The sequence below is a fragment of the Rhizobium sp. P2_G2 genome (assembly GCF_056403555.1).
The window spans coordinates 17,672-38,338 of sequence record NZ_JBFUFF010000011.1; the positions used below are offsets into that span (position 1 = coordinate 17,672).

At 60.6% G+C, this 20,667-nt stretch carries 22 protein-coding genes; 7 read left to right on the forward strand and 15 right to left on the reverse strand.

The features are described 5' to 3' along the window. The first annotated feature begins 18 nt into the window (after nucleotides 1-18). Both fmt and truA read left to right on the forward strand, forming a co-directional pair. Nucleotides 19-954 carry a methionyl-tRNA formyltransferase gene (gene fmt / locus AC1D06_RS11335; RefSeq protein ID WP_477986302.1) on the forward strand — a complete coding sequence of 312 codons (936 nt, stop codon included), beginning with the start codon at nucleotides 19-21 and terminating at the stop codon, nucleotides 952-954. Further along, the gene (gene truA / locus AC1D06_RS11340; protein ID WP_477986303.1) at nucleotides 954-1,742 is read left to right on the forward strand and encodes a tRNA pseudouridine(38-40) synthase TruA; all 789 of its coding nucleotides are present in this window, start codon (nucleotides 954-956) and stop codon (nucleotides 1,740-1,742) included. The genes fmt and truA overlap by 1 nt, the downstream gene beginning before the upstream one ends. On the opposite strand, the gene AC1D06_RS11345 is transcribed toward truA, so the two are convergent. The 5 genes from AC1D06_RS11345 to dapD form a co-directional block, all read right to left on the reverse strand. Further along, the gene (locus AC1D06_RS11345) at nucleotides 1,737-2,330 is read right to left on the reverse strand and encodes a hypothetical protein (RefSeq protein WP_477986304.1); all 594 of its coding nucleotides are present in this window, start codon (nucleotides 2,328-2,330) and stop codon (nucleotides 1,737-1,739) included. The two genes, truA and AC1D06_RS11345, sit on opposite strands and share 6 nt — an antisense overlap. Then, a complete protein-coding gene (dapE, locus tag AC1D06_RS11350; protein ID WP_477986305.1) occupies nucleotides 2,317-3,510 on the reverse strand; it encodes a succinyl-diaminopimelate desuccinylase in 1,194 nt (397 codons plus the stop codon). Before dapE ends, AC1D06_RS11345 begins: the two co-directional genes overlap by 14 nt. 50 nt (nucleotides 3,511-3,560) lie before the next feature. Next, the gene (locus tag AC1D06_RS11355; protein ID WP_477875708.1) at nucleotides 3,561-3,941 is read right to left on the reverse strand and encodes a DUF805 domain-containing protein; all 381 of its coding nucleotides are present in this window, start codon (nucleotides 3,939-3,941) and stop codon (nucleotides 3,561-3,563) included. Between the two features lies 1 nt (nucleotide 3,942). Next, a complete protein-coding gene (locus AC1D06_RS11360) occupies nucleotides 3,943-4,680 on the reverse strand; it encodes a hypothetical protein (protein WP_477986306.1) in 738 nt (245 codons plus the stop codon). 154 nt (nucleotides 4,681-4,834) lie between these two features. Beyond that, on the reverse strand, nucleotides 4,835-5,692 hold the full coding sequence (gene dapD, locus AC1D06_RS11365; protein ID WP_477875710.1) for a 2,3,4,5-tetrahydropyridine-2,6-dicarboxylate N-succinyltransferase: 858 nt from the start codon (nucleotides 5,690-5,692) through the stop codon (nucleotides 4,835-4,837). Nucleotides 5,693-5,778: 86 nt separating this feature from the next. Between dapD and AC1D06_RS11370 the strand changes: the two genes are divergently transcribed. Continuing rightward, nucleotides 5,779-6,660 carry an LOG family protein gene (locus AC1D06_RS11370; RefSeq protein WP_477875711.1) on the forward strand — a complete coding sequence of 294 codons (882 nt, stop codon included), beginning with the start codon at nucleotides 5,779-5,781 and terminating at the stop codon, nucleotides 6,658-6,660. A gap of 52 nt (nucleotides 6,661-6,712) precedes the next feature. Here AC1D06_RS11370 and AC1D06_RS11375 read toward each other — a convergent pair whose 3' ends face one another. Then, nucleotides 6,713-7,198 (reverse strand): EF-hand domain-containing protein, encoded by a 486-nt coding sequence (locus AC1D06_RS11375; RefSeq protein WP_477986307.1) that lies wholly within the window; start codon nucleotides 7,196-7,198, stop codon nucleotides 6,713-6,715. A 183-nt stretch (nucleotides 7,199-7,381) separates the two neighbouring features. After that, a complete protein-coding gene (locus tag AC1D06_RS11380) occupies nucleotides 7,382-8,083 on the reverse strand; it encodes a pyrimidine 5'-nucleotidase (protein ID WP_477986308.1) in 702 nt (233 codons plus the stop codon). Between the two features lie 175 nt (nucleotides 8,084-8,258). Between AC1D06_RS11380 and bchE the strand changes: the two genes are divergently transcribed. Next, nucleotides 8,259-9,851: a magnesium-protoporphyrin IX monomethyl ester anaerobic oxidative cyclase gene (gene bchE / locus AC1D06_RS11385; RefSeq protein ID WP_477986309.1), complete on the forward strand. Its 1,593-nt coding sequence runs from the start codon at nucleotides 8,259-8,261 to the stop codon at nucleotides 9,849-9,851. After that, a complete protein-coding gene (locus AC1D06_RS11390; protein ID WP_477986310.1) occupies nucleotides 9,829-10,251 on the forward strand; it encodes an ACT domain-containing protein in 423 nt (140 codons plus the stop codon). Before bchE ends, AC1D06_RS11390 begins: the two co-directional genes overlap by 23 nt. Before the next feature lie 57 nt (nucleotides 10,252-10,308). Here the strand turns inward: AC1D06_RS11390 and AC1D06_RS11395 are convergent, their stop codons facing one another. Together AC1D06_RS11395 and AC1D06_RS11400 are read right to left on the reverse strand one after the other, a co-directional pair. Beyond that, nucleotides 10,309-12,303, reverse strand: a complete 1,995-nt coding sequence (locus tag AC1D06_RS11395) for a CocE/NonD family hydrolase (protein WP_477986311.1) — start codon at nucleotides 12,301-12,303, stop codon at nucleotides 10,309-10,311. 120 nt (nucleotides 12,304-12,423) lie between these two features. Then, nucleotides 12,424-13,374 (reverse strand): LysR substrate-binding domain-containing protein, encoded by a 951-nt coding sequence (locus tag AC1D06_RS11400; protein WP_477986312.1) that lies wholly within the window; start codon nucleotides 13,372-13,374, stop codon nucleotides 12,424-12,426. A gap of 123 nt (nucleotides 13,375-13,497) precedes the next feature. Here AC1D06_RS11400 and AC1D06_RS11405 point away from each other — a divergent pair, with 123 nt between their 5' ends. Both AC1D06_RS11405 and AC1D06_RS11410 read left to right on the forward strand, forming a co-directional pair. Next, complete coding sequence (locus AC1D06_RS11405; RefSeq protein WP_477875718.1) at nucleotides 13,498-13,782, forward strand: DUF1127 domain-containing protein; 285 nt, start codon at nucleotides 13,498-13,500, stop codon at nucleotides 13,780-13,782. 349 nt (nucleotides 13,783-14,131) lie between these two features. Continuing rightward, nucleotides 14,132-14,368 (forward strand): DUF1127 domain-containing protein, encoded by a 237-nt coding sequence (locus AC1D06_RS11410; RefSeq protein ID WP_477875719.1) that lies wholly within the window; start codon nucleotides 14,132-14,134, stop codon nucleotides 14,366-14,368. Between the two features lie 19 nt (nucleotides 14,369-14,387). Here AC1D06_RS11410 and AC1D06_RS11415 read toward each other — a convergent pair whose 3' ends face one another. The 6 genes from AC1D06_RS11415 to AC1D06_RS11440 form a co-directional block, all read right to left on the reverse strand. Next, complete coding sequence (locus AC1D06_RS11415; RefSeq protein WP_477986313.1) at nucleotides 14,388-15,014, reverse strand: TetR/AcrR family transcriptional regulator; 627 nt, start codon at nucleotides 15,012-15,014, stop codon at nucleotides 14,388-14,390. Between the two features lie 317 nt (nucleotides 15,015-15,331). After that, a complete protein-coding gene (locus AC1D06_RS11420) occupies nucleotides 15,332-17,029 on the reverse strand; it encodes a long-chain-fatty-acid--CoA ligase (RefSeq protein WP_477986314.1) in 1,698 nt (565 codons plus the stop codon). Between the two features lie 210 nt (nucleotides 17,030-17,239). Continuing rightward, on the reverse strand, nucleotides 17,240-18,199 hold the full coding sequence (locus AC1D06_RS11425; RefSeq protein WP_477986315.1) for a 2-hydroxyacid dehydrogenase: 960 nt from the start codon (nucleotides 18,197-18,199) through the stop codon (nucleotides 17,240-17,242). A gap of 6 nt (nucleotides 18,200-18,205) precedes the next feature. Next, the gene (locus AC1D06_RS11430; protein WP_477875723.1) at nucleotides 18,206-19,834 is read right to left on the reverse strand and encodes an ABC transporter ATP-binding protein; all 1,629 of its coding nucleotides are present in this window, start codon (nucleotides 19,832-19,834) and stop codon (nucleotides 18,206-18,208) included. After that, entirely contained in the window at nucleotides 19,831-20,331 is a 501-nt protein-coding gene (locus AC1D06_RS11435; protein WP_477875724.1) for a type II toxin-antitoxin system VapC family toxin, read from the reverse strand. Before AC1D06_RS11435 ends, AC1D06_RS11430 begins: the two co-directional genes overlap by 4 nt. Beyond that, on the reverse strand, nucleotides 20,328-20,612 hold the full coding sequence (locus AC1D06_RS11440) for a hypothetical protein (protein ID WP_477679902.1): 285 nt from the start codon (nucleotides 20,610-20,612) through the stop codon (nucleotides 20,328-20,330). The genes AC1D06_RS11435 and AC1D06_RS11440 overlap by 4 nt, the downstream gene beginning before the upstream one ends. Nucleotides 20,613-20,667: the final 55 nt, after the last annotated feature.

Here is a 20,667-nt window from a genome sequence, read left to right on the forward strand (position 1 = left end):
CGAATCCTGGGAATGACGATGCCGCTCAGAATAATCTTCATGGGAACGCCCGACTTTTCCGTGCCGGTATTGCGCGCGCTTCATGACGCCGGCCATGAGATTGTTGCGGTCTATTCGCAGCCGCCGCGCCCAGCCGGGCGGCGCGGGCTGGAACTAACGCCATCGCCGGTACATCAGGCTGCCGAAGCACTTGGTTTGCCGGTCCTGATCCCGGTGAATTTCAAACAGGCCGAAGATGTTGCGCGGTTCCGCGCATTCAACGCCGATGTCGCAGTCGTCGTCGCTTATGGGCTGTTGCTGCCGACATCGATCCTCGAAGGCACGCGGTTTGGCTGCTACAATGGCCATGCCTCGCTGTTGCCGCGCTGGCGTGGCGCTGCGCCGATCCAGCGGGCGATCATGGCCGGCGACCGCGAGACCGGAATGATGGTGATGAAGATGGATAAGGGGCTGGATACCGGCCCGGTGGCGTTGACCGCGGTGGTGCCGATCCCAATCGCGATGACGGCCGGCGAGTTGCACGACCGGCTCTCCGCGGCCGGAGCTGCGCTGATGGTCGAGGCGATGGCAAAGCTCGAGGCCGGCGATTTGCCACTCTCGCAGCAAGCCGAGGATGGTGTGCTCTATGCGGCGAAGATCAGCAAGGAAGAATCGCATATCGATTTCTCGCGTGGCGGTATGAACGTCCACAATCACATCCGTGGGCTCTCGCCATTCCCCGGCGCCTGGTTCGAGGCCGAGATCGGCGGCAAGAAGGAGCGGATCAAGGTGCTTCGCTCCGAACTGTCCGAGGGCACCGGAGACGCCGGCACAGTGCTTGACGACCGGTTGTCGGTCGCCTGCGGAAATGGTGCGGTCCGGCTACTGCGCCTGCAGCGGGCCGGCGGCAAGCCGCTCGATGCCGCGGAATTTCTGCGCGGCACGCCCATGCCTGCCGGCACGAGGTTCTGCTGATGCCGCGTTACCGCATGGTCGTCGAATATGACGGCACGCCCTATGTCGGCTGGCAGCGGCAGGACAATGGCAAATCCGTCCAGGAAGCGATCGAGAAGGCCGTGTTTGCGATGAGTGGCGAAACCTACTCGCTTCGGGCCGCAGGCCGCACCGATTCGGGCGTGCACGCCTATGGCCAGGTCTGCCATGTCGATCTCAGCCGCGAGTGGAAAGCGCAGACGCTGATGAATGCCGTCAATGCGCATCTCACCCTGGAAAACGAACGGGTCGCCATCGTTGAAGCCGAGCAGATGCCGGACATCTGGGATGCGCGGTTTTCGGCCACCAAGCGTCACTATCTCTACCGCATCATCAATCGCTGGGCGCCGATCGCTATCGAAGCTGGCCGCGCCTGGCATGTGAAGCGGCCGCTCGATCATGAGCGCATGCATCGCGCAGCGCAGGAACTGGTGGGCCATCACGACTTCACCACGTTTCGGTCGTCGCATTGCCAGGCGAGGAACCCCAATCGCACGATGGATCGGGTCGATGTGACGCGCAATGGCGACGTGATCGAAATCCGGGCTTCGGCGCAGAGTTTTCTGCACAATCAGATCCGCTCTTTTGCCGGCACGCTCAAGCTCGTCGGCGACGGCAAATGGTCGCCTGAGGATGTCCGGATGGCGCTCGAAGCGCGCGACCGCACCCGCTGCGGGCCGGTGGCGCCGCCCGAAGGACTGTTCTTCATGCAAGTCGATTACGGCGACCTGTCGACGCTCCTGCGTTTCGAAGACGACGACGATCTATAGCGGCAGGCCAAGCATTTCGCCAATGACGTTGGTCACCCAGAGACTGGCGACGACGAGCGTCAACAGGAAGGCGAGCGCGGGCGCGCTCCTGCGCTCGGCGATCTGGCGGATGACCAGGAAATAGGCCACCGCCGAAATCAACAGCAGGCCCAGAGAAATCGGAACATAGAGTTCGGTTTCGAGCGGCACAAAAACCTGCATCAGCGAAACGACGACCCCCAGCCACTGCAAGGGTATGCTGAGCCAGTTGAGGGCGATGATCATCGGCCTGATGACGTCGGCATAGCCGACAATCGTCATAACGACGGCCAGCGCCAGATAGCAGAGAATCCAGCTCGAAATATCGACAACTGCAAGCCCAAGAATGAAGGTGGGTCCGGTGGACGCGCCGGCCGGCATGGTGGAGAGATAGGTGATCCGGAAGGCGGCCCAGCTGAGCAACATCGGCGGCAGGCAGAAGACCAGCGCCCACCAGGAACGCCAGAAGCCGCGGTCGGAAAAATCGAGCCATTTCAGCCCATCGAGCCGGCCTTCCAGCAACAGCCGGATACCGTAAAGGTAATAGCCGATCTCATCAAACCATGGCATCGTCAAACCAGCGGGCGATAAAGGTTTCGTAGATTCGGGTCAGCGCTTCGAGATCGGCCACCGGCACGCATTCGTCGACCATATGCATGGTCTGGCCGACCAGGCCAAATTCGACGACCGGGCAATAGTCCTTGATATAGCGCGCATCCGACGTGCCGCCCGTGGTCGAGAGCTTCGGCGTGCGGCCGGTCGCGTCCTCGATCGCCGCGGTCATGGAGGCGATCAGCCGGTCGTCGCGCGTCAGGAACACGTGGCTCGGGCGCTCGGCCAGCGTCAGAGCATATTTAGCCGGCAAACGACCTTGCCGCAATCGTGGATCGGCAGCCGCGGCGTCAAGGCGGCGCTGGATTTCCGCGCTCAAGGTTTCGACGGTCCAACTGTCGTTGAAGCGGACGTTGAAGGCGAAACTCGCCCTGGCCGGGATGACATTGGTGGCGCGATTGCCGGTATCGACCGCGGTGACTTCCAGGTTCGAAGGCTGAAAATTCTCGGTTCCGGCATCCAGGGGCGGATCCATCAGGGCGGCGGCCATGATCACTGCGGCCCGAACCGGGTTGTCGGCCAGATGCGGATAGGCGACGTGCCCCTGCACGCCGTGGACGGTGACCGTGCCCGACAAGGAGCCGCGGCGGCCGATCTTAATCATGTCGCCGAGCGTGTCTGGATTGGTCGGCTCGCCGACGAGGCAAGCGTCCCACCGCTCGCCCCTGCCATATGCCCATTCGAGCAGCTTGACCGTGCCGTTGATTGCGGGGCCTTCCTCGTCACCGGTGATTAGGAAGGAGATCGAACCTTTCGGCCTGCCATGCTTGTCGACATGCCGCGCCACGGCGGCGGCGAAGCAGGCAATGCCGCCCTTCATGTCGACCGCGCCACGGCCATAGAGCACGCCATCGGCGATCTCGGCACCGAAGGGCTGGTGCGTCCAGGCGGCCTCGTCGCCCACCGGCACGACATCGGTATGGCCGGCGAACACGAGATGCGGACCACTGTCGCCGAGGCGTGCATAGAGGTTCTCGATGTCGGGCGTGCCGGGCTCCGTCGCCGTCACGCGATCGACGCGAAAACCGATCGGTGCGAGCATGGCTTCGAGCGCGCCAAGCGCACCTCCCTCTGCAGGAGTGACGGACGGGCAGCGGATCAGGAGACGAAGATTTTCAATCGGATCAGTTGTGGTCATGGGCGGAATCGATAATGGATTGGCCGAATTCTGTCACGGAAAAACCGCTGTCATTTCGGGCGGTCGGGGTATTCGCCGAAATCATTCGGCGGGGCTGACGGCCAGAACAGCAGGACGACAAAAGCAAAGAAACTGACGAGGGGAACGAAGAGGACCAGCACGAAAAGGCCGGGGAAACCCATGTCGTGCAGCCGCTTGATCGACAGCATGATGAAGGAGATGAATGTGGCGACGCTGATGATCACCAGCGCCAGTGCCGCGAGCAGCAGGCCGGCCTTGGACGTGTTCTCGATAGCCAGAAGCAAGAAGACTGCGGCACCTTGTAGCATCAGCCAGAGCAGGACCGACAACAGGTAGGCGTGCCGTCCAATGCGGCCGGATGGGCTGAACAGCAGCCAACGGACACCCGGATTGTCATTCATTCCGTTCATGTCAGAGCCCGTAGCCAAACAGCGCCACGATCCTGTATGCGCCTTTCACCCTACCGAAGCAGACATGGTGCTGGGAGAGGCCCAGGACAGGCATGTCCTCCATGAGATAGCCCTTTTCGCCGCCGGAGCTTTCGTAGAGCGCCCAAGGATTCCTGGCTTTGGGATCATAGGCAAACATCATCATTGTGTAGGGCGGCACGGCTGCAACGAGATCGCTTTTCAAGTTTGGCCTTGCATACAGAAATTTCTCCTCGCTGAAAAAACGCAGGCTGTAGGCATCGAGTTCGAATTTTTTGGCAAAAGCCGAAGCCGCTTTGCGGTTGACCTCGTATTCGGCGGGCGCGCAGACGGCGCCGGGCATTTCCGTCAGGGTGCCGAAGGGCTGGCCGCTGCTGACCTGTTGGACGATCTGCTTCAGCGCATCTGGTCGATAATTCGGGGTGGGCTTGCCCTCTTCGGGTTCGCCCTGCTCGACCATGAGGTCGGCGGCACCCTTGAGATAGTCGGAGTCTATGTCAGCGGTCCTGTTCCATGGCTGAAAGGGATCGAGGCTTCGCCGGAATGTTTTGACGCGTTTGGCAAAGAGTGTGTTCACCGTCCTGCCGTCCTTCGGATCGAGTGTTTTGAGACGGGCGACGAAAGCCTCGAGTTCGGCATCGGGCTTGACGACATCATGAAAACGCACCGTCAACCCGTCGGCAGCGACAACAGCCGGAACCAGCGCTGCCAGAGCCGTCAAAAACAATGTCCTGACTCGATCCAAGGMCTCCCCCGTCACTGTGCCGCAAGGCGAACTATACCGAGGAGATAACGAAGAACAAGCCGCAGATATTCAACAAAAATCCCGGCTCAAGCGGCCGGGATTTCAGGATTTGACAATGCCGCTGTCTCGCTCAGTCGCGCAGCAATTCGTTGATGCCGGTCTTGGAGCGGGTCTGCTCGTCGACGCGTTTGACGATCACGGCGCAATAAAGGTTCGGCGCGGCCTGGCCATTGCCCATCAGGCTGGTGGTCGGCATCGAGCCGGCAACGACGACGGAATAGGGCGGCACTTCGCCATACATGATTTCGCCGGTGCTGCGATCGACGATCCGGGTCGACTTGCCGATAAACACGCCCATGCCGAGCACGGAGCCTTCGCGGACGATGCAGCCCTCGACCACTTCCGAGCGGGCGCCGATGAAGCAGTTGTCCTCGATGATGGTCGGGCCGGCCTGCATCGGCTCCAGCACGCCGCCGATGCCGACGCCGCCGGAAAGATGCACATTGGCGCCGATCTGGGCGCAGGAACCGACCGTCGCCCAGGTGTCGACCATAGTATTGGCGCCGACATGGGCGCCGAGATTGACGAAGGACGGCATCAGCACCGCGCCCGGCGCAATATAGGCGGAGCGGCGCACGACAGCGTTCGGCACGGCGCGGAAGCCGGCCTTTTCGAATTCATTGGCGCTCCAGCCGTCGAACTTGGACGGCACCTTGTCCCACCATACCGCTTCGCCCGGACCGCCCTTGACGACTTCCATCGGCCGCAGGCGGAAGGAGAGCAGCACCGCCTTCTTGAGCCACTGATGCACCACCCATCTGCCGTCATCGCCGCGCGTCGCCACCCGTACTTTGCCGCTGTCGAGCAGGTTGAGCGCGTCCTCGACGGCGTCGCGCACTTCGCCGCGGGTTGCGGTCGAGATGCCGTCACGGGCTTCGAAGGCGGCGTCGATGGTCTTTTCAAGCGCGGAAAGATCGCTGGCGGTCATGTGAATTCCTTAAGCTTTGAAGGATTATTCTGCCTTAATCTAGGGCATACTGGCCTGATGGCGGTCTATAGCGGATGGAATAAGCAATGGCAAAGGGCAAAACCGGCGGATTACGACGCAAAGACGGCGCCTGGACCCCGCTGGAATCGAGCGGCACCACCAAACGCCGTGCCGAACGCATTCCCGATACACCGCAGACACTCTCGCCTTCCTATCGCCTCGCCTATGCCGACAGCGACTTTCTCTGTAGCGAAGAACTAAGGCCGATCCGGCTGCAGCTCGAACTGTTGAAGGCCGAGATGATCCTCAGCGAGCGCGGCATACGCTCGACCGTCGTGATGTTCGGCGGTGCACGTATCCCCGCCCCTGGCCAGAAGGCCTGGGCAGCGCGCAACGAGACCCAGAGGAAGAATCTCGAAGACGCCTCGATCTACTACGAGGAGGCGCGGCAATTTGCGAGACTATGCTCGGAATGGTCAGCGAAGCATAATTATCATGAATATGTGGTGGTGACCGGTGGCGGGCCGGGCGTGATGGAAGCGGGCAATCGCGGCGCCGCCGAAGTCGGTGCGCCGTCGATCGGGCTCAACATCGTGCTGCCGCATGAACAGGCGCCCAACCCCTATGTGACGCCGGACCTGAGCTTCAATTTCCACTACTTCGCCATCCGCAAGATGCATTTCATGATGCGCGCCAAGGCGGTCGTCGTCTTCCCAGGCGGCTTCGGCACGTTGGACGAATTCTTCGAGGCGGTGACGCTGATCCAGACCGGCCGCATGGCGCCGGTGCCGATCATCATGTTCGGTGAAAAATTCTGGCGCAATGTCATCAACTTCGATGCACTTGCCGAATTCGGCACGATCGCCCCCGATGACGTCAAATTGCTGAGTTTCGTCGAAACGGCCGCAGAGGCCTGCGACATCATCACCGAGTTCTACCGGGACAACACTCCGAACGTCGTGCTCTGACGCTGACGGCCCGGTCTCCCGGGCCGTCGCTCCACGCATCACTCAAGAATACTTACGCCTTGAGCTCTGCCTTGGAAATGTAGCCGTCACCATTGTGGTCGCGGCGCTTGAACAGATGGCGCGCGACGTGATCGAGCTCGGCCTGGCTCAGCACACCGTCATGATTGCGGTCGAGCCTGGCGAAGTGCTTGAGGGCGCGGTGGGGAATGCGGATGACGCCGGCAACATGCTGGCCGGCCTTGCGCTCGGCGCGGATCTCCTGGCGGTAGGCCTTATAGGCGCCGCGGCTGTCGGCAAGTTCGGACTTGCTCAGCACGCCGTCATGATTGGTATCGAGGACGGCAAAGCTCTTGGCCAGGGCTGCCCGCATTTCCGCATGCGAGATCCGGCCGTCATGGTTCAGGTCGGCGCGATGCATCACACGATGCATATGCTTGTGATGATGCTTGACGGGGGCCGCATCGGCGAGTGCCGGCGCGGCGGCGCCCAGCGCAAATACGGACGCGATCGCAGCCGCGATCAGGGTGGAGGTCTTCATGGGGGAGCCTTTCGCTTGATTGCTCAAGTCGTTGCAATGCGCGCGATCCCGCGCGTCGTCGTCAATGTTTCCTATGGCTTCGGTGGGCGGCGAAAAGCACCTGCCCGTTCGCCAAAGTTGTGACCCTTATAGGATCAGCCGGTGAATGCAGGCTGAATGGCCCGTTCACATTTCAGCGATTTCTTAAATAACTGCCTGCAGGAATCCAGTCAGATCGCGGGTCATATGATCGATATTGTCGTCGGCCTCGTCGGGGATTTCCCAGCGTTCGAGCGGCTTGTGCTCGCCAGAAGGCAGGATGAGCACCGTCTTCATGCCGAGCAATTTCGGCACGGCGAGATTGCGCGGCAGGTCCTCGAACATCGCCGCCCGGCGGCTGTCGACACGGTGCAGGCTGGCGAATTTGTCATAGGTCTGGTTGGCCGGCTTCGGCACATAGTCGGCCGCGACGATGTCGAAAATGTCCTCGAAATGGTCGAGTATGCCGAGTGCCCCAGCGGCGGCCTGGGCGTGCTTGACCGTACCGTTGGTGAAAATGAATTTTCGTCCGGGCAGCGCCTTGATTGCCTCGCCGAGTTCCGGACTGGCGGGGACCAGGGAATAATCGATCCGGTGCGCCGCCTCCAGGAACTCCCCCGGATCGATCCCGTGATGATGCATCAGGCCGCGCAGCGTGGTGCCGTGATCGTGGTAATATTGCTTCTGCAGCCGGCGCGCGTCCTCGACCTCCATCCCCAGCAGTTTCGCCACATAGGCGGTCATGTTGCGGTCGATCTGATCGAACAGATCGACATGGTGCGGATAGAGCGTGTTGTCGAGATCGAACACCCAATCGGTCACATGGGCGAATTCGGCGCGGTCGGGAAGATCGGTCTTGGAGGTCATGCGGTGGGGTTACGGCGGATCGACACTCTTGGCAAGCAGGAAATCGACAGCAATGTGGCGCAATCGCGTTCGAGGTCGCTTACCCGCAATTCCGCCGGAATCATTGTCATTTTCGATCGTATTTCCGCTCTGATCCGTTTCCATCCATAATGGCGAACGGGTGGGAGAACAACACATGCGCATTATCTTGATCAATCCGCCGCACACGGCGATCGGCAGCCGCGTGCCGGACGACCATTTGCCGCCGCTCGGGCTTCTGTCGATCGGCGGCCCGCTGATCGACGCCGGCCATGATGTCCGGCTCATCGACGCCGACCGCGTTGACATGCCAATCCCCGAAATCGTGCGGCAAACGCTCACTGCGCGGCCGGACGCCGTACTTGTCGGTCATTCGGGCTCGACCAGCGTGCATCCGACGGCCATGCGGATCATGAAGCAGATCAAGGCGGCGGCGCCTGACGTCTGGATCGTCTATGGCGGTGTGTTTCCGACCTATCATTGGCGCGAGGCGCTCGCCGAAAGTGCCGAGATCGACGCGATTGTCCGTGGCGAGGGTGAGGAAACCGCGGTCGAACTGATGGCTGCTCTTGAGACGGGCCGGCCGCTCGCCGGCATTTCCGGGATTGCTTTTCGCGATGCGAGAGGGCGCATCGTCGCAACGTCGCCACGCCAGGCAAGCAACGACCTCGATCAATACCGCATCGGCTGGGAGCTGATCGACCATCGGCTCTACAGCTATTGGGGCGGCAAACGCGCCGTGGTCATGCAGTTTTCGCGCGGCTGCCCGCATCTTTGCAATTATTGCGGCCAACGCGGATTCTGGACCCGATGGCGCCATCGCGACCCCAGGAAATTCGCCGCCGAGATTGCCCGGCTTTACCGGGAAAAGGGCGTCGAGTTCATCAATCTCGCCGATGAGAACCCCACCGTTTCCAAGAAGGCCTGGAAGGAATTCTGCGAGGCGCTGATTGCCGAGAATGTCCCCGTACAGATCGCCGGCTCGACCCGGGCCGATGACATCGTCCGTGATGCCGATATCCTGCATCTCTACCGCAAGGCAGGCGTCGTACGCTGGCTTCTTGGTATGGAGAGTACGGACGAGGCAACGCTGGCATTGATCCGCAAGGGCGGCGGCACGTCCACCGACCGCGAGGCGGTAAAGCTGCTGCGGCAGCACGGCATCCTTTCCATGGGCACCTGGGTTGTCGGCTTCGAGGAGGATCGTTTCGCCGACATCTGGCGTGGTTTCCGGCAATTGCTGGCTTACGATCCTGACCAGATCCAGATGCTGTTCGTCACGCCGCATCGCTGGACGCCTTTTTTTCGGATCGCCAAGGAGCGAACCGTGATCGAACCCGATATCCGCAAATGGGACTACAAGCATCAGGTGCTGAAGATGCGCCATTTCCATCCGCTGCTTCTGGTGCTCAGCGTCAAGCTGGTGGAAGTGATGATGCAAGCGCGGCCGAAAGCGATTGCCCGCATCCTCTTGCATCGCGATCCTGTCCAGCGGCATTCGATGCGCTGGTACACGAAGATGGGTCGCCGTGTCTGGTTTCGCGAATTGTTCGAGGCGCTTTTCAGGCGACGGCAGATGCAGGACGGCCCCAGCCTCGAGGATTTCTGGGGTGCACCACTGGATACCGAAGAAGAATCGATGAAGCCGCCGGCGCGGAAGGCGGAGGCCCATTTGCGTTTACGTGCTGAAGAAGCGATACCTCTTGTCGGGATAGCGGAGGCAAGCGATGACCGGCATTACCGACCTTGAAACACTGCTCGCCAGCATGGAGCCGGAATTGCAACCCGGTGCGTTCGTCTTTTGCACCCTGCCGCCCGGCGCCGAACTGGAACGCGATATCGCCGCCCTGGCAACCTTCATGGAGAAAGAGGGACTGACACTGATCGTCGACGCGGTCATCGCCACCCGACTCGATTGCCCGAAGAGCGCGCCGATGCGGCAGATCAGCCTTAAAGTGCATTCCTCACTTGAGGCCGTTGGGCTGACCGCAGCCATCGCTGCCGAACTCACGCGTCATGGTATCAGCGCCAACGTGGTCGCGGCTTTCTATCACGACCACATCTTTGTCGGCGCGGCGGATGCCGAGCGCGCAATCATGGCGCTGAAGGCTTTGTCAGAGAGAAACCGTGATGCGGTGGGGCGGCATTAGGCGCGGAGGACGCCAAGCGCGTGGCGGCGGACCGAGCCAAAAACACCGCCGTGTCGTCTACATCATGTCGCGCGGGACGACCTTATCCCAGGTTTTCCGGAAGATTTCCGCGTCGCCTTCATAGGCGATCACCTCGGCGCTGACATGCCAGTCCGTTGTCGTGCAGGACATCTTTGCCGTCGAGATCGTCCTCAGGAACCAGCCCGGCCGCGCCATGTCGCAGGTCCAGGTGGAACGGCCGCTCATCGAGGTCGGGTCGCCATCGGCGATCGTCCAGACCTCGTCGCGCAATTGCCGGGTCGACAGGCCGGTGCCGGGATGTTCGTGCAGGCCAGTATCCTCATGGATGCGATAGTGCGTCTCGGCGGCCGAGAGTTCGCGGGTGACGGAGCGATGCGTCTTGCCCGGTGCATGTTCAATGTATTCCGGAAGCGGCGACGGATTGTCGGGCTGTTTCATCTCGATCCGCTCGGCCTCGCCGAGTTTGGGCATGGCGAGTTCGATCGTGGCAAGATCCACCGTCAGGCCCGGATCGGTCGGCGGCGGCAGGATCATCGGCCAGTAGGCGGTCGACAAGGATAGGCGAAGTCTGTGGCCGGGCTCGAAACGATAGCCGCAGGCGTCGAGCACCAGCGTGATTGTCGTCTTCTCCCCCGGCACAAGCGGCTTCGGATCGGCATTCGATTGGCGATGGGCGAGGTTGAGTACGCCGAAGGAGACGCGCTGCGCCGTGCCATCCGGATGAATGTCGACAACGCGGGCGCAAAGATTGGCCAGTTCCGCTTCACAGGAGACGGTCAATTTTACCGAGGGCATACCGAGGAAATCAAGCGGCTCCGTCAACGGCGCGGTTTCGATGACCAGCGAGCCGGCATCGTCGCTGCGCTGGTCGACGGCCATTTCCGCATCCGGCTTCAGTGTGAAATATTCGCCGGAGGCCGTGCCGGTATTAAGGGGCGAGCGCAAGAAGACCTCGCCATGGCCGCGGCTCGATCCGGCCGTCGCCAGCCTGCCATGCGGATCGACGTGGAAGTGCTGGGCTTCCGGGCTGGTCCAGGCGCTCTTGGCAATCCAGAAGCCCGGATCGAAATCGCGGCGCGGCGCAGGCCGGATCGCGTCAAGAATGTAAGCGCGGACCTGCGGAACATCTTCGGCACCATTCTGCTCATCGCGCAGCCAGCGGTTCCACCAGCGGATCGCCTCGCTATGAAAATCGGCGCGCGGCTTCGGCCAGGCGAAATGTGGATATTTGTGCACCCAAGGGCCGATAATGGCTTTGCCCTTCGGTCCCAGGCCTTCGACAGCCTTGATCGGCGTATTGCGATAGCCGTCCGCCCAGCCGGCAATCACCAATGCAGGAATCTCGACATCGGCGAAATTGTCGCCAATCGAGCCGTGCTGCCAAAAGGCGTCGCGACGCTGGTGCGTGAGCCATTCCTCCATGAAGAAAGGTTGGTTTTCCAGCCGTTCCATCCACATTTCCTTCCAGCGGTTGCCGGTCAGATCCTTATCGGGCGAGCGCGACTGATAGGCCAGCATGGTCGCGGCCCAGGAAAGCTGGGCGGACAGATGCGTGCCGTTCTTGTAATGGATGTCGTCATTATAGCGGTCGACCGTCGAGGCGATCGAGATGACCGCCTTCAGCGGTTTTGGCCGCATTGCAGCGACCTGCAGGCAGTTGAAGCCGCCCCAGGAAATGCCCATCATGCCGACCGAGCCGTTCGACCATGTCTGCGCCGCGATCCATTCGATCAACTCGCAGGCATTGGCAAGTTCGAGCGGCGTATATTCACCATCGATGACGCCATCGGACTCGCCGGAGCCGCGGATGTCGACGCGAACGCCGGCGATACCGGCAGCAGCGAAGACCGGATAGGTGGATTCGTCGCGCGGGCTGGTTCCATCGCGCTTACGGTAAGGCAGGAATTCGAACACGGCCGGCACCGGATCATTCTCGGCATTATCAGGCATCCAGATGCGGGCGGCAAGGCGAGTGCCGTCCCTGAGCATGATCCACTGGTTTTCGATTGTCGTGAAGGAACGGTCGGGCATTGGGTACTCTCGGGAGAATTGGACATGCGGATAGGCGACAGGCTCGTGACCTGCCGCCAGACTAGTTTAACCCTCAAGATTTGTCATGCCAATTGCGGCCGGATGAAGCGCAAACGCGTCCTACCATCCCGGCAGCATATGACCGGCCTTGAGACGCGGCATGCGCGGCCACATCTTGACGTCGCGGTCGAGTTCGTCCTCGACACTGACGGGGGTGATGTTGTCGAGGCAGGCGCTGATATGGGCGGTGATAGCATTGGTCAGCGATGGCGACAGGCCGGGGCGCTTCATGATGCCGATCTGCACCGGCGCCAGCGGCGGAAAACCATCCGGCTGTCCCAGCACTTTCATGCCGGTCCTGAGCGCTGATTCCGGCAGGACCGAAACCGCCATGCCAGCAAGCACGGCCGACGCCACGACAGTCGACGACCAACTGGTGAACAGAATCTGATATTCGCGGCCGATGGCATCGAGCGAGGCGCAGGCGAGCCTGCGCCACTGACAGTCGCGCCGGCCAACGGCAAGCGGCACCGGCGCATTCTCCGGCAGCGGATGATTGGCCGAGGTGACCCAGCAGAGCGGCTCCGTGCGCACCACTTCGGATTCACGCTCCAGCGGATTGTGGGTGACCAGCGCGATGTCGAGTTCGCCGCGCGCCATCTTCTCGGCCAGGTCGACCGAAGGCTCGCAGACGATATAAAGCTCGACATTGGGATGCGAGCGGGCGAAGCGCTGGATGATCTCCGGCATGTAACGGTCGGCATAATCGTCCGGCGTGCCGATGCGCAGCGTGCCTTCGAGACGATTGTCATCGAAGGCCGCAACGGCCTCGTTGTTGAGGCGGATCATGCGGCGGGCATAGTTAAGCAGCTTTTCGCCTTCCGGCGTCAGCCGGTTGCCGCGGCCGTCCTTGACGAAGAGCGGCTTGCGGATGCGCTCTTCGAGCCGCCGCATCTGCATCGACACGGCCGACTGGGTCTTGAACACCCGGTCCGCCGCCTTGGTGAAACTGCCGGCATCGGCGATGGCGACGAAGGTCTGCAACTGGTCAATATCGAGCGGCGCTKACATGAGGATACACCCATAAGAGAGTTTGATAGTAATGATTAGAAACATTCGTTGGACTGATCAATAATTATTTTTCATAAAGGCACCATCAAATGCAATTTGGCCAGTCAGGCCAAGGAGAAACCAATGTCTATGCTGGATCAAGCGCCCGCTAGCGCCGCTGCGGGCAGAGGTGAACTGTTGTCGAATGCCTGGCGGGCTCTGCTCGGCTGGCCGGCCAGTTTTTCAAGAGCGTGGCGCGGCCGCAAGCTCGTGCAGGACATGCGCGATTTCGACGATGCACAGCTCGCCGACATCGGCCTGAAACGCAGCGATGTTGAATCTGCGCTGCTGCTGCCGTTTACCGCCGACCCGTCGATGCATCTGGTGATGTTGCGCCAGAATCCGCTGCGCGGTTCGAAACGGTTCTAGTTCCTTTCCGCATGCCCGGGCATCCTCGCGCCTGGACATGCTGAGGGAGTGGGTCCCGCCCCCGCTCCCCCCAGTTTCCCCGCAGGGCTACGCCAAGCGCCCTGCCTCTTGCCCGGTCACGCTGCTTTCCCAGGCAGCCGGCCGGGTTTTTTCTTTAAAGCATGTCTCCCGAAAGTGGCCACCGGTTTCGGGATAAAGACATGCGAAAAACAAACAGCTAAGGCGCCAGGAGCCAATCCCGGAGATCGCGACGCGCTTTGTGACAGATGCATGACAGGTTTGTTACGAAAGGAACAGACAAGTGACGCGAACGGCTCTAGAAGGCGCGCCAAGACAAGGAGTTACCTCTATGGCCATGTTTGCCGAAACCCATCCCGTCCCCTTTTCGCTGCTGCAGCGCGCCAAGACGTTTGCGCGCACGCGCGACTGGGTCCGCTTTCACAACACGCTCGCACAGCTCGATGAGCTCGACGACCATATGCTGCGCGATGTCGGATTGACGCGCGACGATATCATCGATCTGCGCCTGGCTTCGTCCGCCGACGAAAAGCTGGTTGATCTCACACGCCGCCGCGCCGGCCGTTGATCGGTCAGGATGGAGAGAATCAACTGGGGCGGGCATAGTTCATCAGCAACGTATAGATGATTGACTTGTGATCGGTCATGATCCCTTCCGCCTCGGAACCACCGACAGCAAGCGCGAGACGGACGACACCACGCGCCAGTTCGAACATCAGGAACGTTTGCCGGCTAAACATATCGAACCGGACTGGATCTATCCATGGTCGGGCGACCTCGCAGAAGAGATGCGCCAGCTTTCGAATGGACTGGATATAGGCAGCGTTCAAGGTCTTGTCTGCCTGGACCGCACTCAAGACATCGACCATCGCGGAATCGGTCAGCAGGCGTTGGTGATATTGCCTCAGCGTCGCCGCGCTGGCGATAAACAAAGTCTCGAGGCTGTCAACGCCCTTGAGACCGTCTTCGAGCATGTCATAGACATCACTCGACCAGCGGTCGTGCAGAGTGGCGACAATGGCGGATTTGTTGGGGAAATATTGGTAGACCGAGGATATCGGTCCGCCGGCCAGGGCCGCAATCTCGCGCATCTTGACGGCGTCCGTGCCCTTTTCCCCTATCAACCGTTTGGCAACAGCCAGAATTTCATCAACCCGCTCGCGGCTCCTCTCCTGCTTGGGAGCGCGCCTGAGGATCTGCTCGGCTTTCGGCATTCATGTCCTTCTGACATGGAAGTCATCATGGACACTCGCCCAGTTCAAAATGCTTACGCTCCCACATCTTCATTCAGTGTTGAGCGACAAGCGCGCAGATTGCAAGTGCGGTTTACGCCGATGTCGCATATTGATCCGCGGGTGATGAGCGCAGGTTGATATTTCTTTGCTTAATTTACCCGCTAATTGTAATTTCCCGCGTGGCGCCAGCGGCATGCCTCAAACATGCTGCGAGATACACCTTCGTCGGCAAATGATTCCCGTCGCCTGTTCCAAGGCGGGATAGCCTGGACATCGCATCGGCCAATGGCCGGAAATTACTGCCGGAGCTCCTTGCGCAGGATTTTGCCGACATTGGACTTCGGCAGGCTGTCGCGGAATTCGATGGCATGCGGGCGCTTGTAATTGGTCAGGTTCGCCGCGCAATGCTGCTTCAGCATCTCGGCCGTCAACGCCGGGTCCTTGCGCACGACGAAGATCTTGACCGCCTCGCCGGAATGCTCGTTGGGAATGCCGATGGCGGCGACTTCGAGCACGCCGGGATGCTGGGCGACGACCTCCTCGACTTCGTTCGGATAGACGTTGAAGCCGGATACGATGATCATATCCTTCTTGCGGTCGACGATCTTGAAGAAGCCGCGGTCATCCATGAAACCCATGTCACCGGAGCGGAAATAGCCGTCCGGCGCCATCACTTTTGCTGTCTCATCCGGGCGCTGCCAGTAGCCGGCCATCACCTGCGGCCCGCGGATACAAAGCTCTCCCACTTCTCCCGACGGCAGGCTGTGGCCGTCGTCGTCACGGATGTCGATCTCGGTAGAGGGAATCGGCAGGCCGATCGTGCCTGTGAAAGCCGTCGTGCCCGGCGGATTGACAGCGGCGACCGGCGAGGTTTCGGACAGACCATAGCCTTCGAGGATGACGCAGCCGGTGACCGCCTGCCATCTTTCGGCGACGACGCGCTGGCAGGCCATGCCGCCCGCCACCGTCAGCATCAAGCTGGAAAAATCGAGCTTCTTGAAATCCTCGTTATTGGCCAGCGCGTTGAACAGGGTGTTCAGGCCGGGGAAGAAATTGACCTTGTACTTTGCCAGCTCCTTGACGAAAGCAGGGATGTCGCGCGGATTGGCGATCAGGAGGTTGGACGAGCCCTCGGACATGCCCATGACCATGTTCACCGTGAGCGCGAAGATGTGATAGAGCGGCAGAGGGCAGACGTAGAGGATGTTGCCGGGCACGCCGCCTTTCAGCTTGTAGGCGGCCTGCAGGAAGAGGCCGCTCTGCACGGCATTGGCGAGCACGTTGCGGTTGAGCAGCATAGCGCCCTTGGAAACGCCGGTCGTGCCACCGGTATATTGCAGGAAAGCGATGTCATCGAGGCCGAATTCCTCGCTACGGAAATTGCCGTCATGCGCCAGGATCGCCTTGAACGGCGTATGGCCCGGCAGCGACCAGGCTGGCACCAGTTTCTTCACCTTGCGGACGACATAATTGACCAGCAGGCCCTTGAGGCCGAGCATGTCGCCCATGGTGGCAACCGCCACGGAGCGCACCGATGTCCGGGCGATCACCTGCTGCACGGTGACCGCGAAATTTTCGAGCACGAAGAGGCCGACGGCGCCGGAGTCCTTGAGTTGGTGTTCGAGCTCGCGCGGCGTGTAGAGTGGGTTGACATTCACCACCGTCATGCCGGCGCGCAGGATGCCCATCACGACAACGGGATATTGCAGTACATTGGGCAGCATCACGGCGATCCTATCGCCTTTCTTGTGCCCTTTCGACTGCAGCCAGGCCGCGACTTTCGCAGATTGGCGATCGACCCCGGCATAAGTCAGCTTCTTGCCCATGCTGATGAAGGCGGTCTTGGCGGCGTGGCGGCGGCAGCTGTCTTCGAAAAGCGCTGCAAGCGTTTGATGTTCGAGCGGGGCAATCTCCGCCGGTATGCCGCTCGGATAGGATTTGAGCCAAGGGCGGCCAGGCAGTGCTATGGTCGAAGCCGGAGAGACTACGTTCATGCGTTCCTCCCTGGACCGCGCAAATCGGTCCGCGCGCACATCAGAACATGATCAAAGAACAAATCGCCTTCAAGCCCTTTATGACAGAAATTTGTAACTCTTACGTTTACGTCAAATTGTCTGCTCATGGGTGCGAGCGTGGAAAACGCAGTTTCCCGAGCAATGCGCCAGCCGGCGCGCCTCATCGCAGGCAGTGATTTGGGATCGTCGTTAATAACCTGCTTCGCGGGTCACGACATTTTCAAGCGGCTGGCCGCTTTCGAACCGATCAATCTGACGCTCGACATAGGCAAACAGCGCGGCTGTGTCGGAATCGGCAGCGCAGTGCGGCGTCAGGATGACGTTGGGCATCGACCAGAAAGGCGAGTCGAGCGGCAGCGGCTCGGCCTCGAAGACATCGAGCGAGGCGGCTTTGAGCGTGCCGTCCGTGAGCGCAACAGTGAGATCAGCCTCGACCTGGCTGCCGCCGCGGCCGGCATTGACGAAAACCGGGCCGCCAAGCGCGCCGGTGCGGCGCAGCTTGCGGAACAGCGCCATGTCAAAAATGTCGCGGGTCTCCTGTGTCAGCGGCAGGAGGCCGACAAGAATGTCTGTCTTGCCGAGGAATTCGTCGAGACCATCGGCGGCATAGATTTCCACACCGTCGATTGCCTTGCCGCTTTTCGACCAGCCGAGCACGTTGAAGCCCATAGCCTTCAGCTTGTGGGCTGCATCCGAACCCAGCACGCCCATGCCCATGATGCCGACATTGATGTCGGCGGCTTCGGGCTGGGTGAGCGGCCGCCAGAGCTTTGCACGCTGGTGCCGGTCATAGGCGAGATGCTGACGCAGATGCAGCAGGCATTGCATGACGATCCATTCGCTCATGCGCGTCGTCAGCGTGTGGTCGACGAAGCGGACCAGAGGCAGGCTCGGCAGACCGGGCAGCGTCAGCACATGATCGACGCCGGCGCCGCCGGAAAACAGGACCTTCAGGTCCATGGCGCGGGAGAAGAGATCATCCTGCGGCTTCCACAGCACGGCATAGGGGATGCCGGAGAGATCGCGACCCGCATTCGCCGGATCGGCACGGTTGATCACCTCGCGTCCCGCAAAGGCGTGCTTCAGGCCCTCACGCACCTGATCGGGATGAAAACGCAGATCGACGATAACCGGGCTTTTGGCAGGCATGGGCACTCACTGATGGACGGCGGCGGTCTTGACGGCCTCGATATTGAAGGCCGCGGCGAGGAGGGCCTTGGTATAATCCTCCTTGGGCGCCGAAAACAACTCTTTGGATGGGCCTTGCTCGACGACCTTGCCGTTGCGCATGACGATGATCTCGTTGGCGAGTGCCCGGACCACCTTGAGGTCATGGCTGATGAACAGGTAGGCAAGGTCGTGCTTGGCCTGCAGGTCTCGCAGCAGTTCGACGACCTGGGCCTGCACGCTCATGTCGAGCGCCGAAGTCGGTTCGTCGAGCATGACGAATTTCGGTTTCAGCACCATGGCGCGGGCAATGGAGATGCGCTGCCGCTGGCCACCGGAAAATTCATGCGGATAGCGGTGACGCGTTTCCGGGTCGAGCCCGACTTCCGTCAGCGCCTCCGAAACACGGCGATCGCGTTCCTCGTCGGAGATTGACGGCTCATGCACGCCAAGACCCTCGCCGATGATCTCGGCCACCGACATGCGCGGCGATAGCGATCCATAGGGATCCTGGAAGACGACCTGCATTTGCCGACGGCGCGGCCGCATCTCGGCGAAGCTGGCGTTCTGAATATCCGAGCCGACAAAGGCGATGCGTCCCTTGGACGAAATCAGCCGCGTCAGGGCCAGACCGAGCGTCGTCTTGCCGGAACCGGATTCGCCGACGATGCCGAGCGTCTGGCCCGCCTTGAGCTTGAGGTCGATGCCATCGACCGCCTTCACATAATCGGTGATCTTGCGCAGGAAGCCCGTCTTGATCGGAAACCAGACTTTCAAGTCCTGGCTTTCGATGATGATCGGTTTGGACTCATCGGTAACCGGCGGCTCGCCCTTCGGCTCAGCGGCGAGAAGATGCTTCGTATAAGGATGCTGCGGATTGGCGAAGATTTCGGCGGTCGGACCAGCCTCGACGATCTTGCCCTTGGTCATGACGCAGACCCGATCGGCTATCTTGCGGACGATGCCGAGGTCATGGGTGATGAACAGCATCGACATGCCATGCTCGGCCTTGAGCTTGCGCAGCAATTCCAGGATTTGCGCCTGCACCGTGACGTCGAGCGCCGTCGTCGGCTCGTCGGCGATCAGAAGCTCCGGTCGGTTGGCGAGCGCCATAGCGATCATGACGCGCTGGCGCTGGCCACCGGACAGTTCATGTGGGAAGGCAGATAGCCGCTTTTCCGGGTCGCGGATGCCAACCTGGGTCAGGAGTTCGATCACGCGACTGCGCGCCTCCGTCCGGTTGACCGCCTGATGCAGATGCAGGATTTCAGCGATCTGCCGCTCGATCGTGTGCAACGGATTGAGCGAGGTCATCGGCTCCTGGAAGATCATGGTGATGTCGTTGCCGCGGACATGCCGCAAGGCCTCAGACTTTGCGGCGAGCAGGTCCTGGCCTTTGAAGAAAATCTGCCCCGACGGATGACTGGCCGCGGGATAGGCCAGCAGTTTGAGAATGGAGTTGGCAGTCACCGACTTGCCCGAGCCGGATTCACCCACCAGCGCCACGACTTCGCCCTGCAGGATGTCGAAGGAAATATGGTCGACCGCAATCGATGTCCTGCCGCCTTGCTGGAAGGCGACGGAAAGATCGCGGATGGACAGGAGAGGATCAGTCATGATGTAATTTCCCCGAGGATCGACTCCAGGCTGTTGATGTTCGCACGAATAACATTCACCGGAGGCATCAATTCCTCCCGGAATTGATGCCGTGCTTCTGCGATATCCGACAGCCCCAGATCGTTGGTGAGAAAATGAGAGCAATTGGCAATTCGGCTCGTGCCCAAGTGGATGGCATCGGGCAGCTTTAGCGACTTGAATGTCGCTCGAAGAGCGGCAGCTCTTGCAAGCATTGTGAACGACGCCGGAATGACATCCAGCCAATAGCTGCCGGAGCGGATCTGAAGATAAAACTTCGCCAGAGATTCAACTTTGTCCCGGTAGGGCCATACCAACACTTCAGCGAACGTCAATTCGCTGGTCATGAAAAGCGGGTGTCTACCTTCTTTTGGATGCTTTATGACTATGGATTGCAGAAGCGAACCCACCCTACCCTGATCTTGAGCCAAGTCGATAAGCACATTGGCATCAAGGTAGATGCGTTCGAACACCGTCATTCGCTATCCCATTCGTCTCGAAGTTCGCGAATGCGTCTAACAGACTCATCCGGGGATACGTTGGGCAGACCGGAACTGCGAATTTCCTGTAACGCTGCCTCGAATTGCTGAGGCGTAAGCGGCTTGATTTGCTCGATCGGAACAGACCACAAATCGCGGATTTCCACTAAATCGCTTTCCTCTTGTATCTGGAGCGTCACCATCTCGGCACCTTCAAATTCCTTCCGCAAATCCTCGGGCAGGTTCGCAACCGGATAGTGTTCGCGCACGATCTTGTTCATGACATTCAATCCTCAAGGCTTTGTCTTGAAGATAAGCTGGAACCCGTGAAAAAGC

Excerpts from the sequence above, each read along its gene's own strand:
- AC1D06_RS11380 (WP_477986308.1), bottom strand. The coding sequence starts at position 8,083 with ATGACCTCCAAGACCGATCTTCCCGACCGCGCCGAATTCGCCCATGTG.
- AC1D06_RS11415 (WP_477986313.1), bottom strand. The coding sequence starts at position 15,014 with ATGCCGAAAGCCGAGCAGATCCTCAGGCGCGCTCCCAAGCAGGAGAGG.
- dapE (WP_477986305.1), bottom strand. The coding sequence starts at position 3,510 with ATGACCACAACTGATCCGATTGAAAATCTTCGTCTCCTGATCCGCTGC.
- AC1D06_RS11430 (WP_477875723.1), bottom strand. The coding sequence starts at position 19,834 with ATGACTGATCCTCTCCTGTCCATCCGCGATCTTTCCGTCGCCTTCCAG.
- AC1D06_RS11410 (WP_477875719.1), top strand. The coding sequence starts at position 14,132 with ATGGCCATGTTTGCCGAAACCCATCCCGTCCCCTTTTCGCTGCTGCAG.
- AC1D06_RS11345 (WP_477986304.1), bottom strand. The coding sequence starts at position 2,330 with ATGCCATGGTTTGATGAGATCGGCTATTACCTTTACGGTATCCGGCTG.
- AC1D06_RS11390 (WP_477986310.1), top strand. The coding sequence starts at position 9,829 with ATGACCGGCATTACCGACCTTGAAACACTGCTCGCCAGCATGGAGCCG.
- fmt (WP_477986302.1), top strand. The coding sequence starts at position 19 with ATGCCGCTCAGAATAATCTTCATGGGAACGCCCGACTTTTCCGTGCCG.
- AC1D06_RS11370 (WP_477875711.1), top strand. The coding sequence starts at position 5,779 with ATGGCAAAGGGCAAAACCGGCGGATTACGACGCAAAGACGGCGCCTGG.
- bchE (WP_477986309.1), top strand. The coding sequence starts at position 8,259 with ATGCGCATTATCTTGATCAATCCGCCGCACACGGCGATCGGCAGCCGC.
- AC1D06_RS11435 (WP_477875724.1), bottom strand. The coding sequence starts at position 20,331 with ATGACGGTGTTCGAACGCATCTACCTTGATGCCAATGTGCTTATCGAC.
- AC1D06_RS11375 (WP_477986307.1), bottom strand. The coding sequence starts at position 7,198 with ATGAAGACCTCCACCCTGATCGCGGCTGCGATCGCGTCCGTATTTGCG.
- dapD (WP_477875710.1), bottom strand. The coding sequence starts at position 5,692 with ATGACCGCCAGCGATCTTTCCGCGCTTGAAAAGACCATCGACGCCGCC.
- AC1D06_RS11425 (WP_477986315.1), bottom strand. The coding sequence starts at position 18,199 with ATGCCTGCCAAAAGCCCGGTTATCGTCGATCTGCGTTTTCATCCCGAT.
- AC1D06_RS11355 (WP_477875708.1), bottom strand. The coding sequence starts at position 3,941 with ATGAACGGAATGAATGACAATCCGGGTGTCCGTTGGCTGCTGTTCAGC.
- truA (WP_477986303.1), top strand. The coding sequence starts at position 954 with ATGCCGCGTTACCGCATGGTCGTCGAATATGACGGCACGCCCTATGTC.
- AC1D06_RS11395 (WP_477986311.1), bottom strand. The coding sequence starts at position 12,303 with ATGCCCGACCGTTCCTTCACGACAATCGAAAACCAGTGGATCATGCTC.
- AC1D06_RS11440 (WP_477679902.1), bottom strand. The coding sequence starts at position 20,612 with ATGAACAAGATCGTGCGCGAACACTATCCGGTTGCGAACCTGCCCGAG.
- AC1D06_RS11405 (WP_477875718.1), top strand. The coding sequence starts at position 13,498 with ATGTCTATGCTGGATCAAGCGCCCGCTAGCGCCGCTGCGGGCAGAGGT.
- AC1D06_RS11420 (WP_477986314.1), bottom strand. The coding sequence starts at position 17,029 with ATGAACGTAGTCTCTCCGGCTTCGACCATAGCACTGCCTGGCCGCCCT.